Here is a 12,999-nt window from a genome sequence, read left to right as displayed (position 1 = left end):
ACTCTCTCTTAGATCAACGGAGCGCCATCAGGCCGAGACGGTCGAGGACCTCAGGGATCTCGGCTTTGAAGCGAAAGAAGCCGGCGGTGGCGAAGGGCCAGAAGGTTTCGTCCCAGTCTTTTCGCAGGACGGCAAGCGTGACTCCGGCCGTTTGAAGCGGTTCGCGGAGGGCATCGACACGATCGCGGGCCGGTCCCTGGGGAGACTCGGCAGTGACGATCCGGTCGATGTTATGCCGCTTCGCCCAGTCGAGGATCGGGTCGAGCCAGTCATTGACCGGGTCGAGGTGATCGGCCGGGGCGTTGAAAGCCCGGCCGGCGCGGTCGAGCGCATCGGCCATCGCTCCGGTCGTGAAGGCTCGCGGCAAGGGGCCGACGGGCATCGGCGAGCGGTCGTCGAGGTTCACGATCCCGGCAATGGCCGCCACCTGATCGGGGTCGAGGCCAAGGGAGGTCGGGTCGAGGTCGTCCTCGGTCAGCAAGAGGCCGACCGGCCCCTGACCGGGGCGATCGGCCGGAGGCAAGGCACGCGGGCGAGGAGGAGGAGGGCCGGGAACCGGCTCGGCGGTCGATGCCAAGCGCTCGGTCGGCCGGAACCGTCCGGAGGTGAACCGGGAGATATTGCCCGCGCTGGCCAGGTAGGTTTTCCCCTGCGTCTGGAGCCCAGCGACCCATCGCCACGACAGGGTATTCGAGGCCGGATCGCCGTCGAGCAGGTGGCGGTAGAAGAAATCGGCCCCGAGCGCCCAGGGGAGCCGCAGCGTGAAGATCCAGAGGCTGGCGAACCACATCCGGGCATGGTTATGGAGATAGCCGGTCGAGATCAACTCGTCGGCCCACTGGTCGAAGCAGTCGATGCCCGACCGCCCGGAGATGGCCGATTCCCAGCGGTCGCGGAGGCGGCGGTCACGATCCAGCTCGGCGAGACGGTCGGCGACCTCGGCCCGGTACGATCGCCAGACCCCCGGCCGGAGTTCGAGCCAGCCTTTCCAGTAGGTCCGCCAGCAGACCTCCTGCACGAACTTCTCGGCCTGAGCGAGGGAGAACCGCTCCAGAACCTCCCCCACCACCTCTTCCTCTCGGACGAGGCGATGACGGAGGTAGGGAGACAGGGTGGAGACATTGGTATGCCTCCCCGGCCCGTGGTCGAAGTTGCGGGTCTCGGCATACTCCCGACCGGCTCGGGGAAGAAAGGCATCGAGGCGGCGGAGCCCTTCGGCGCGGGTCGGGGGCCACTCGGGGTCAAGCGCGTCGGCCATCGACGGTTCTCAACAAGGGAGTCCAGGTTCCGGGCGGGAGCATGTTCCTCGATACCGTAGGCAACCCGGCGAACTCGTCCAGCCGACGGATGACCCGCGCCCCTTCGGCGTTAGCCGTCCGATGCGTGAGGCTCGGGACTCTTGGCGACTCCGGGACCCAGGATCAGATCGAGCAGCACCCGGACCTCGCGATGGGCCTCGACCGGATGCCGAAGGGGAAGCTCGGCATGGACCTCGTACCGATTGCGCCGACCTTCCCGGACCCGAGAGAGATACCCCCCCTGCTCCAGATCGGCCACGATCCGCTGCACCGCCCGCTCGGTAATGCCCACCCGCTCGGCCACCTCCCGCAAGAGAATTTCCGGCTCCCGAGCGACGCAAAGCAAGACGTGGCCGTGGTTACTGAGGAACGTCCATTCGTTTCCCCCCGTGGTTTTTGAATTTGACTCATCTCCCATCGCTTGACTCCCGATGGAATATGCGATAGATAATACGCGAAATCAATGTCGCGTATCCGAAGTCGCATATCGAATCCTGCCCGAAGGGTTGCACCAGTGTAACCCCTGGGTTGGGGTTTGCCGACGAGGCGATCCCGCGGGGTTCAGATTCGTGACGGTTCCTGGTGGTTCGTCGAGAAGGGGGTCCAATGTGATCGACCGAAGGTCCGAGCGATGGGAATTCGTGCTGCTGGGGGTGATTGGGGGCCTGGCGGTCCTCTCGGCAGCCCTGGTGGTCGCTCAGGGGGTCTCGCCGATTCCGATGCGGGGGGCGGGCCTGGTGATCGACCGCCTGAGTGCCTCGTTGAGCTTGCTCGTGGCGTCGGTCGGCGCGATCACCTTCCGCTTCTCGCAGCGGTATCTCGACGGCGATCCGGAGCGGCGGGCGTTCTTGATGCGGCTGGCGGCGACGGTCGGCGCGGCGTATGCCCTGATGCTGGCCAATCATCTGGGCGTGCTGGTGGCCGCCTGGACCTTGACGAGTCTTGGCCTGCACGCCTTGTTGACGCACGAGCGAGGACGAGCCGAGGCGCTTCGACCGGCCCGGAAGAAGTTTCTGATTAGCCGACTCGGAGACGTGGCCCTGATTGGGGCGATGGCGGTGATCGGCCTGGTCTGGGGCACTCTGGAGCTTTCGACCTTCCTGGAACGAGCCTCGGCGGGCGGAAACGAGGTGGCAATCGGGGTGGTGGCGACGTTGGTGGCGATCGCGGCACTGACCAAATCGGCGCAGTTTCCGTTTCATAGCTGGCTGCCCGAGACGATGGAAGCCCCCACGCCCGTCTCGGCCCTGATGCACGCCGGCATCATCAACGCGGGGGGAGCGTTGCTCTTGCGGTTCGCGCCGGTGATCGTCCAGGCGCCGACGGCCCTGGTGATGCTGACGGCAGTGGGAACGCTGACCGTCGTGCTGGGCCTGCTGGCGATGTGGGCACAGGTGAAGGTCAAGCGAACCCTGGCCTGGTCGACCGTCGCTCAGATGGGATTCATGATGATTCAGTGCGGTTTGGCCGCGTTCCCGGCGGCCTGGCTGCACATTATCGGCCACGGGTTGTACAAGGCGTGGAGCTTCCTGCGATCGGGCGAGCTGCCGCCGCCGACTCGACCGACACCGCCCTCAGCTCCCGGACGAGTCTTGGGCCTGGCCACCCTGGGAACGCTCGTGGCGATTCCCGCCCTGATGCTGGCGAACACGGTCACGACCTTCGACCCGCTGCACTCGCCGGGAGAACTGGCGCTGGCGGGAATCGTTGCCCTGGCGATTGGGCAACTGTGGGTTGGCCTGCTGAGGCATCCCGGAGCCTCGTCTCGCCGGTGGGTCGGAGCGATCGGCGGGACGGTCGCGGTGGCGATCCTTTCGTTCGAGCTGTATCACCTGGCCGGGTTGTTCCTGGCTCCGGTGCTGGGGCCGATGGTCCTGCCGAACGGGCCGATTGCCTGGGTGTCGGCGGTGCTTCCGGTGGCGGCGATGATCGCCCTGATTATTTCGCAAAGTCTCTTGCCCGTGCTCGGCAACCGACCGATCGGCCGAGCGTTTTACGTCCATGCCTTGAACGGTTTCTATTTCGGGGCGATTGCCGACGGTCTGGTGGACCGGGTCTGGAGTCGCCTCGCTCGATCGCGGAGGGGGGTTGAAGGTGCCTGAGACCTTGATCACGACGGAAGACCTTGACGGCCAACCCATTGCGTCGGTTCGAACCCTGGTGGATCGGGTCTGCCGACGCATCCCTCCCCTCTGGGATCTCGAAAACTACGTCGCCGTGAACCCCTTCCTCGGGTTCACCGATCAGCCGATCGACGACGCGGCCCGAACCGTTCGAGACGCGCTCGGTGCCCAAGTCCTGCCCGAGCTTTCCTCCTACCGCGATCGATTCGAGGCCGGAGCCTTCTCCCTGGCCGACCTGGAGCGAGCCGCTCGACGATCGGGCGAGTCGGCCGAGTCCCTCGCGGCCATTTTGCAAGGGGATGCCCCTGTTCCCTCCCGAGCGGTCAGCCCGGTCCGAACCGTTGCCGAACGGATCGACCACGACCGAGGGACCACCTGGAACGACGCGATCATTCGACAGATTACCCGATGGTGCGCCGTCCATGCCTCGGGAGGGGGAACCTACTGGCGATTGCCGGAGAATTCGCTCGGGCTGTTTGCCTCGTGGCGCGAGGCGGCCCAGGCCGATCGGAGCCTGGAAGTGCTCGGCCTGACCGGGTGGAGGGAACGCATTGCCTCGCTTCCGGAAGACGCGACCGAAGCCATCGCCGAAGCGCTGGACCGGCTCGGGATCTCGGCGGAATTGCGAGAACCGTACCTCGCTCGCGTGATCGGCGGGGTCTTCGGCTGGGCCTGCTTCTTCCGTCGGGAAAGCTGGGAACACGGCGACGCCTTTCCGACGACCGTGGCCGAGCTGCTGGCGATCCGATGCGGCGCCGACTGGGCTCTGGCGTCGGTGCTGGGGGTGTCCGAGTCGGTCGATTCGCCGCGATCGTTCGAGAAGGCCCCGGAGGACGAATCAACCCGAGCCGTCTTCCAGGACGCGGTCGAGAACGGCTACGCCCGCCGCTTGTTCTCTCGATTCCACGCACCGACCGAGGAAAGTCGGGCCGATCGGCCGGCCGTGCAGGGGGTTTTTTGCATCGACGTGCGCTCGGAAGTCTTGCGGAGGCACCTGGAGGCGCAATCCGAGGCGATCGAGACGAAGGGGTTCGCCGGATTCTTCGGCGTCCCCCTGGCGTGGAAGGGGAACGGATCGGACGCCAGTGCCCGATGCCCGGTCTTGCTCAAGCCGGCGGTGACGGTTGCCAGCGACCTTGGGCCGAAGTCGACGGCGGTCAATGGGGCCGCCAAGCATCTGCTCGGCGCCCCGGCCTCGGCCTTTGAGTTCGTCGAGATCATGGGACCGGCCTACAGCCTGGGCCTGGCGGCCGACGCGATGGCCTTGCGATCGCCGAAGCACTCGGCCGAGGGGAAGGTCCCGTTCGGCCTCGATGCCGAGACTCAGGGCCAAGGGATCGCCCCTCCGGCCCGGGTCGAGCTGGCGGCGGGAATTCTCAAGAACATGGGCCTGCGCGATCGGTTCGCCCGGCTCATTCTTCTGTGCGGCCACGAGAGCCACAGCAGCAACAATCCCCACGCCGCCGGGCTCGACTGCGGCGCGTGCGGCGGGCACGGCGGGGCGATCAATGCCCGGGTGGCCGCGGCATTGCTCAACGATCCGGCCGTTCGGGACTCGCTTCGGGGGCTCGGCTGGAACCTCCCGACCGACACGCACTTCCTGCCAGGTGTGCACGATACATCAGTCGATGACGTGACCTTGCTCGATCTGGACCGCGTGCCGTCAACGCACCAGAAGGACGTGGACCAGCTTCGGGGCTGGCTCGACCAGGCCGGCGTGCTCACCCGGGCCGAGCGATCCGAGGCACTCGGCATGCCGGAACGCCCGGCCGGCTTGCTGGCTCGATGGCTTCGGCGGCGGGCTCGCGACTGGTCGGAGGTTCGCCCCGAGTGGGGCCTGGCCCGCAACGCGGCCTTCATCGCCGCCCGACGCAGTCGAACCCGGGGGGCGAACCTCGAAGGCCGGACCTTCCTGCACGATTACGACCCGGACCTGGACGAGGATGGCTCGGTCCTCACCTTGATCCTGTCGGCGCCGATGGTTGTGGCCTCGTGGATCAACTTGCAATACTTCGCCTCGACGGTCGATAACGACGTGTTCGGCTGCGGGACGAAGACCCTGCACAACCGGGTCGGCTCGCTGGGCGTGGTCCTGGGCAACGGTGGCGACCTGCGAACCGGGCTGGCGATTCAGTCGGTTCATGACCGGAACGGCCACTGGTTCCATGAGCCATTGCGGCTTCAGGTCGTGGTCGAGGCTCCGATCGATCGGATCGACGCGGTCCTCGCGCAACAACCGACCGTGCGAGCCCTGGTCGAAAACGGATGGGTCCGCCTGTTCGCCCTCGATCCGGCCGGCTCCGAGATCGCCCAACGGCTTCCCGACAGCACCTGGGAGACCGTGCACGATCCGGAACACCCGATCACCAATCCCTCGAAGGAGGCGATGCTCATTTCTGCCTGAACAACCATGGCCGAGCCCGGAGGAGAGCACAAGACGCCTTTGAAATCGGTCGACTTCCCCTGCAAACCGAAGGCTTCGCTTGCCTCGCTGCGGGGGAGCAGTTAGACTACGAATTGTATCGAAGCCGCTTGCGAGAGGCGGCTCGAAATCGGCTAAGATAGCCCCGACGAGCGCTCTTTTGCGCCCGATCGGGGCTTTTTTGTTGCCATGTGAACCCGTTCCCCTCACCATCGACGGTGGGGCCGTCGGAGGCACCGTCGCCCCCGCAAGGATTGAGGCAACACCGGTTTCTTGCCGCTCGCACGGAGGAGGTTCGGACGTGGACAGAAGATCGGTGACGGTCGACGGGAACGAGGCGGCCGCCTATGTCGCTCATCTCACGAATGAGGTGGTGGCGATCTATCCCATCACGCCCGCCTCTCCGATGGGAGAACTGGCCGACGCCTGGTCGGCCGCGGGCCAGGAAAATATCTTCGGCGTGGTGCCCGACGTCATCGAGATGCAAAGCGAGGCCGGCGCGGCCGGCGCCGTCCACGGTGCGTTGCAAGCCGGAGCCCTGACGACAACCTTCACCGCGTCGCAGGGCTTGCTCTTAATGATCCCCAATATGTTCAAGATTGCCGGCGAACTGACGCCGACGGTCTTCCACATTGCCGCCCGATCGGTCGCCACGCACGCCCTGTCGATCTTCGGCGATCACAGCGACGTGATGGCCTGCCGAACGACCGGCTGGGCCATGCTCGCCTCCAGCTCGGTCCAGCAGGCGCAAGACATGGCCATGATCGGCCAGATGGCCACGCTGGAAGGACGCATCCCCGTTTTGCACTTTTTTGATGGGTTCCGGACCTCTCACGAGGTCAACAAGATCGAACAACTTTCGCATGTCGACATCCGATCGCTGATCGACCCGACGCTGATTCAGGCCCACCGCGACCGCGCGCTCTCGCCCGATCGGCCCGTCCTTCGCGGATCGGCCCAGAACCCCGACGTGTTCTTCCAGGCCCGAGAGGCGTGCAATCCGTTCTACGAGGCCATGCCGGAGATCGTCCAGCGTGCCATGGATCGATTCGCCAGCGTCGTGGGTCGCTCCTATCAGTTATTCCAGTACACGGGCGCCCCAGATGCCGACCGCGTGATCATCGTGATGGGATCGGGAGCGGCCACGGTCGGCGAGACGGTCGCGGCGCTGAACGCTCAGGGGGAGAAGGTCGGGATGCTCGAAGTGCATCTCTTCCGCCCCTTCTCGGTGGCCGCCTTGATTCAGACGCTTCCCGAAAGCGTTCGATCGCTCGCCGTGCTTGATCGGACGAAGGAACCGGGCGCGATCGGGGAACCCCTGTATCAAGACGTTCTGACCGCCCTGATCGAATCGAACGGTATCAAAGGGCAAATGCCGCGCGTGATCGGCGGCCGCTACGGGCTGTCGTCGAAAGAATTCACGCCGAGCATGGTGAAGGCGATCTTCGACGAGTTGAACGCCGAGCAACCGAAACGGCGGTTCACCGTCGGCATCGTCGACGATGTCACACACCTCAGCCTGAAAGACGACCCCAACTTTTCGACCGAACCGGACGACGTGACCCGAGCCGTCTTCTACGGCCTTGGCAGTGACGGAACCGTCGGCGCGAACAAAAACTCGGTCAAGATTATCGGCGAAAACACGCCGCTGCATGCCCAGGGGTATTTTGTTTACGACTCGAAGAAGTCGGGGGCGATCACCGTCTCTCACCTGCGGTTTGGTCCTCGACCGATCAACTCACCGTATTTGATCACCCGGGCGAACTTTATTGCGTGCCACCAGTACAACTTCCTCGATCGGATGGACGTGCTCGAACTGGCCGAACCCGGTGCCACCTTCCTGCTGAACTGCCCGCATGGCCCGGACGAGGTCTGGGAGAAACTTCCGGTCGAGATCCAGCAAACGATTCTCGACAAGAACATTCAATTTTATGTGGTTGATGCCTTCCGAGTTGCCGCCGACGCCGGATTAGGTCAGCGGATCAACACCGTGATGCAGACCTGCTTCTTTGCCCTGGCCGAAATTTTGCCCCGAGACGAGGCAATCGCCCACATTAAAGATGCGATCAAGAAAACCTACGGCAAACGTGGCCAGGTCGTCCTCGATCGCAACAACGAGGCGGTGGATCGCTCTTTGGTGGCCTTGCACAAGGTTGATGTCCCCTCTGCGACCTCGGGTGATCAGCGACGATTGCCGGTCGTTTCCGGAGTGGTCCCCGACTTCGTCGAACGGGTCACGGCCCTGATGATGGCCGGCAAGGGAGACCTCCTGCCGGTCAGCGCCCTGCCGGTTGACGGCACGTTCCCGACCGACACCGCTCGCTTCGAGAAGCGAAGCATCGCCCAGGAAATCCCCATCTGGGACCCGGATCTCTGCATCCAGTGCGGCCTCTGTTCCTATGTCTGCCCGCACGCGACCATCCGGATGAAGGTTTTTGATCCGGCAGCCCTGAACGGCGGCGCCGAAGTCCTGCCGACTCGTCCCTGGAAGGGGAAGGAGTTTGCAGGGCAGCACATGGCGATTCAAGTTTATCCCGACGACTGCACGGGATGCGGTGTCTGTGTCGATGTTTGCCCGGCGGTCAGCAAGGAGGTTTCCAAGCACAAGGCAATCAACATGGAGGTGAAGACCGACGAGGTTCTCTTGCAGGAGCGTGCCCGTCTCGACGTCTTCGAGCACCTTCCCGAGCTCGACCGGGCGACTGTCAAATCCGAGACGGTCAAGGGGTCGCAGGTGTTGCTGCCGCTCTTTGAATTCTCAGGGGCCTGCGCCGGTTGCGGTGAAACGCCCTATCTTCGGCTCATGAGTCAGTTGTTCGGCGATCGCGCCCTGATCGCCAACGCCACCGGTTGCTCTTCGATCTATGGGGGGAACCTGCCGACGACCCCCTGGTCAACGAACGCCGACGGCCGAGGCCCAGCCTGGGCCAACTCCCTCTTTGAAGACAATGCCGAGTTCGGTCTGGGCTTCCGACTTGCCGTGGATCAGCTCGAAGCCTATGCCCGAACCCTCCTGAAAGGAATGGCAGGCTCCATTGGAGATGAACTGGTTCACGCCATCCTCGATGCCGACCAACGAACCGAGGAGACGATCCGAGAACAGCGTTCGCGCGTCTCGATCCTAATGCAACGGCTCGAACCGCTTGAGACACCGGAGGCGGCCTCGCTTCGGAAAGTTGCCGAGGCGCTTGTGCGCCGGAGTGTCTGGATCGTGGGAGGTGACGGTTGGGCCTATGACATCGGCTTCGGCGGGCTCGATCATGTGTTCGCCTCCGGACGTGATGTGAACATTCTGGTTCTCGATACGGAGGTGTATTCCAACACGGGTGGCCAGGCGTCCAAATCGACCCCACGAGCCGCCGTCGCCAAGTTCGCGGCGCAGGGCAAAGGGATTGCGAAGAAAGATCTCGGCATGATTGCCGTCGACTACGGCAATGTTTACGTCGCCCAGGTGGCCATTGGCGCCAATCCCTTGCAAACGCTCAAGGCATTCCACGAAGCTGAGTCGTACCCCGGCGTTTCTTTAATTCTGGCCTATAGCCACTGCATCGCGCATGGCATCCAGATGTCGACCTCGATGTCGCATCAGAAGGAAGCGACCGCCAGCGGCTACTGGCCCCTGTTCCGACACGACCCGAGACTGGCCGGAGAAGGAGCAACCCCCTTCCACCTCGACAGCCGCAAGCCGACGCTCCCGTTCCGGGAGTTCGCCATGAAAGAAGCGCGCTACGCGATGCTCGCGCGGACGAATCCCACTCGGGCCGCGGAGTTGATGCAACTGGCCCAGCGAGACATCGACGAACGCTGGCATTTCTACGAACAAATGGCTGGGGTCGAACGCTCCGTGCCGGATCGCGTGAAAGGGGTGGTGTCATGAGCGTCGACCTTCGGACCTCGTATCTCGGAATGGATCTGGCGCATCCGGTCGTTGTCTCAGCCTGCTCGCTGGGTTTCGATCCGGCGAACCTCAAGCGAATGGAAGACGCCGGCGCTTCGGCCATTGTCCTCCCCTCGTTGTTCGAAGAACAGATTGTGCACGATCAAATGGCCGTGCATGAGTTCTACGAATTCACCTCGGAGAAGTTTCCCGAGGCCCTGAGCTTCTTCCCCGAGATGGACGACTACAACACCGGACCCGAAGCCTACCTCCGCCTTGTCGAGCAGGCCAAGCGGTCCCTCTCCGTTCCCATCATCGGAAGTCTCAACGGCACGTCCGCCGGGGGGTGGACTCGCTACGCGCACCTGATCCAGGACGCCGGAGCCGATGCGCTGGAGTTGAATATTTATCATCTCGTCACCGACCCTGGCATCGATGCTCAGGCGGCCGAGGCTCGCTACCTCGAACTGGTCGCGGAAGTGCGCAAGGCGGTCTCGATACCGCTGGCGATCAAGCTCGGCCCCTTCTTCAGCGCCTTGCCTCACATGGCAACGCGGTTGGTCGAGGCCGGAGCCGATGGGCTCGTCCTGTTCAATCGCTTTTATCAGCCGGACATCGATCTGGAGACCCTGCGCGTCGTCCCGAGGCTGGTACTCAGTACGAGTGACGAGGTCCGCCTACCCATGCGATGGATTGCCATCCTCTCTGGCCGGATCCAGGCATCGCTGGCCGCGACCACCGGAGTGCATACGTCTGAAGACATTCTCAAGCTTCTGCTTGCCGGTGCCGACGTAACCATGGTTGCGTCGGCCCTCTATACTCGTGGGATCGACCATCTTCGCCTCCTCGTCGACGGCGTCCGATCGTGGCTTGAGGAGCACGAGTACACTTCGGTCGCTCAGATGAAAGGCAGCGTGAGTCAGGCCAACGCACAGGACCCGGAGGCCTTTGAACGAGCGAACTACATTCGAACGCTTGTTGACTTTACCAGCTCCGAATCGACGCGTTGAGCCGTTCGTGGCTCAACGTTTCGGCTCTCGGACAAGAGATCATCTGCTCGAGAGTTGAAGATCAACGCCTAGGAGCGCATCATCATGGGCACTCGCGCCACGCCTGAACGCTCTCAAACCGCAGATGGAAGCGCCCATCCGAGCGGTGATGATCGCTTCCGGTATCTCGATGCCGCCATGAAGCGGCATCGATACCGTCCTGACGCCTTGATCGAAGTCTTGCATACGGCTCAGGAACTGTTTGGCTACCTTGAGCCGGATTTGCTTCGGTACGTGGCACGAGGCTTGCGCCTACCTCCCAGTCGCGTCTTTGGTGTCGCGACGTTCTATCATCTTTTTACCTTCACACCCAGAGGAGAACATACCTGCACTGTCTGCACGGGAACCGCATGCTATGTCAAGGGAGCGGATGCCTTGCTCGGTGTGGTGGAACAGATCACGGGAACCCACCCAGGGATGACCACTGCCGACAGCCGCATCTCACTGGAAACAGCTCGATGCGTCGGTGCCTGCGGACTGGCCCCCATCGTGGTGTTCGATGGGAAGGTTGTTGGTCAGATGACCCCTGAGCAACTCGCGGAACGCGTGAAGGGATGGCTCGATCATGGAACTTGAGGATCTCATCGCCCTGACCGAAGCCGAGTCATCCCAGCACGCTGAGATTGAGATCCGCGTCTGTACGGCGGCTGGATGTCTCTCCTCAGGCTCTCGCTCGCTCATCTCGGCGCTTGAACACGCGGTTGAAGATCGCGGCCTAGGTGATCGGGTCGGCCTCCGAGAGGTCGGGTGCATGCGGCTTTGCTGCGAGGGCCCCCTGGTTTCAGTCAACACATCCACGTCGGATGGAACGAGAGTTCCAACACTGTACGGAAAGGTCGATGCCGCTCAGGCCCCCGACATCGTCACGTCCGTTGAACAGGGCCGGAAATCGGCCGAGGCGCTGCACTCGATTGACCCCAACGGTCCATTCTTCGCTCATCAGAAGTCGGTCGTACTGGAGCACTGCGGCATCGTCGAACCCGAGCGGATCGAATCTTCCATCGCGCTGGGAGCCTATCGCTCTCTTCATCGTGCTCTCCATGATCTGAGCCCCGCCGAGGTCGTCGAGCAGGTCACGCGCAGCGGTCTTCGAGGCCGCGGAGGGGCCGGATACCCGACCGGATTGAAGTGGGCCACCGTGGCCAAAATGCCTCCGGGTCAGAAATACGTGGTCTGCAATGCCGATGAAGGTGACCCGGGCGCGTTCATGGATCGAAGTATCCTGGAAAGTGACCCCCATCGCGTGCTGGAAGGCATGGCGATCGCAGCCCATGCAATCGGAGCCAACCAGGGATATATCTATGTTCGGGGGGAATATCCCATCGCGATTTCCCGCCTCGACACGGCCATTCGCCAGGCCAAGCGGTTCGGTTTGCTCGGAAGCGGAATCTTCGACTCCACGTTTAACTTCCGGGTCGATCTACGCATCGGAGCCGGCGCATTCGTTTGTGGCGAAGAAACAGCCTTGATCCACTCGATTGAGGGATTACGCGGCACCCCACACCCTCGGCCTCCCTATCCTGCAGAATCCGGCCTCTGGGGACATCCGACGCTTATCAACAACGTCGAAACGTACGCAAATATTCCTGTAATTCTTCGCGAAGGGGCCGATTGGTTCGCTCAGATCGGAACCGAACAGAGCAAGGGGACCAAGGTGTTTGCTTTGGCCGGAAAGATCCGCCGCTCTGGTCTTGTTGAGGTTCCCATGGGGGTTCCCTTGCGCGAAATCGTCGAACGGATCGGTGGGGGATCTCCTGAGGGGTCCTCAGTCAAAGCCGTCCAGACGGGAGGTCCTTCCGGCGGCTGCATACCCGCCGAATTGCTCGATACTCCCGTCGAATATGAGTCACTCAAAGCACTCGGCTCGATCATGGGTTCCGGCGGCATGGTCGTTATGGACCAAGACGACGACATGGTCGGAGTCGCTCGCTATTTCATGAATTTTTGCATGGACGAGTCGTGCGGGAAATGTGTCCCGTGTCGCGCCGGCACTGTCCAGATGCATCGACTCCTGGATCGGATCGAGCGGGGAGAAGCCTCTCACGACGATCTCGTCACATTGGAAGACCTTTGCGATTTGGTGCAGCACGCGAGCCTCTGCGGATTGGGTCAGTCGGCTCCGAATCCGGTCCTGAGTACGCTGAGGTTCTTCCGTCACGAATACGAGTCTCGATTGATTGAATTCTCCGGTCCACCTTCGTCCGCAGTGTCCTCCGACCCCAGGTGAACT

General features: G+C 63.1%; 8 protein-coding genes. 6 read left to right on the top strand and 2 right to left on the bottom strand.

Features of this window, described 5'->3' with window-relative positions; translation table 11 throughout:
* Window positions 1–13 precede the first annotated feature (13 nt).
* Window positions 14–1,258, bottom strand: coding sequence for an FAD-binding domain-containing protein (locus GA615_RS24370; RefSeq protein ID WP_152053949.1), 1,245 nt, complete (start codon window positions 1,256–1,258; stop codon window positions 14–16).
* Window positions 1,259–1,368: 110 nt separating this feature from the next.
* Window positions 1,369–1,716: a helix-turn-helix transcriptional regulator gene (locus GA615_RS24365; protein WP_152053948.1), complete on the bottom strand. Its 348-nt coding sequence runs from the start codon at window positions 1,714–1,716 to the stop codon at window positions 1,369–1,371.
* Between the two features lie 190 nt (window positions 1,717–1,906).
* Between GA615_RS24365 and GA615_RS24360 the strand changes: the two genes are divergently transcribed.
* The 6 genes from GA615_RS24360 (at window position 1,907) to nuoF (ending at window position 12,996) form a co-directional block, all read left to right on the top strand.
* Window positions 1,907–3,400: a proton-conducting transporter transmembrane domain-containing protein gene (locus GA615_RS24360; RefSeq protein ID WP_161602530.1), complete on the top strand. Its 1,494-nt coding sequence runs from the start codon at window positions 1,907–1,909 to the stop codon at window positions 3,398–3,400.
* Complete coding sequence (locus GA615_RS24355; protein WP_161602529.1) at window positions 3,393–5,825, top strand: YbcC family protein; 2,433 nt, start codon at window positions 3,393–3,395, stop codon at window positions 5,823–5,825. The genes GA615_RS24360 and GA615_RS24355 overlap by 8 nt, the downstream gene beginning before the upstream one ends.
* 319 nt (window positions 5,826–6,144) lie before the next feature.
* Entirely contained in the window at window positions 6,145–9,720 is a 3,576-nt protein-coding gene (gene nifJ / locus GA615_RS24350; protein ID WP_152053945.1) for a pyruvate:ferredoxin (flavodoxin) oxidoreductase, read from the top strand.
* Window positions 9,717–10,730 (top strand): dihydroorotate dehydrogenase-like protein, encoded by a 1,014-nt coding sequence (locus GA615_RS24345; RefSeq protein ID WP_152053944.1) that lies wholly within the window; start codon window positions 9,717–9,719, stop codon window positions 10,728–10,730. Before nifJ ends, GA615_RS24345 begins: the two co-directional genes overlap by 4 nt.
* A gap of 84 nt (window positions 10,731–10,814) precedes the next feature.
* Complete coding sequence (gene hoxE, locus GA615_RS24340) at window positions 10,815–11,345, top strand: bidirectional hydrogenase complex protein HoxE (RefSeq protein WP_152053943.1); 531 nt, start codon at window positions 10,815–10,817, stop codon at window positions 11,343–11,345.
* Window positions 11,335–12,996 (top strand): NADH-quinone oxidoreductase subunit NuoF, encoded by a 1,662-nt coding sequence (gene nuoF, locus GA615_RS24335; protein WP_152053942.1) that lies wholly within the window; start codon window positions 11,335–11,337, stop codon window positions 12,994–12,996. The genes hoxE and nuoF overlap by 11 nt, the downstream gene beginning before the upstream one ends.
* The last annotated feature ends 3 nt before the right edge of the window (window positions 12,997–12,999 follow it).

This window comes from Tautonia marina, assembly GCF_009177065.1.
Lineage (GTDB): Bacteria > Planctomycetota > Planctomycetia > Isosphaerales > Isosphaeraceae > Tautonia > Tautonia marina.
This window is presented reverse-complemented; position numbering and strand designations above follow the sequence as displayed.

Bases quoted from the DNA above. Each gene is read 5' to 3' on its own strand.
- GA615_RS24370 (WP_152053949.1), bottom strand. From the start codon at position 1,258: ATGGCCGACGCGCTTGACCCCGAGTGGCCCCCGACCCGCGCCGAAGGG.
- hoxE (WP_152053943.1), top strand. From the start codon at position 10,815: ATGGGCACTCGCGCCACGCCTGAACGCTCTCAAACCGCAGATGGAAGC.
- GA615_RS24345 (WP_152053944.1), top strand. From the start codon at position 9,717: ATGAGCGTCGACCTTCGGACCTCGTATCTCGGAATGGATCTGGCGCAT.
- GA615_RS24365 (WP_152053948.1), bottom strand. From the start codon at position 1,716: ATGGGAGATGAGTCAAATTCAAAAACCACGGGGGGAAACGAATGGACG.
- nuoF (WP_152053942.1), top strand. From the start codon at position 11,335: ATGGAACTTGAGGATCTCATCGCCCTGACCGAAGCCGAGTCATCCCAG.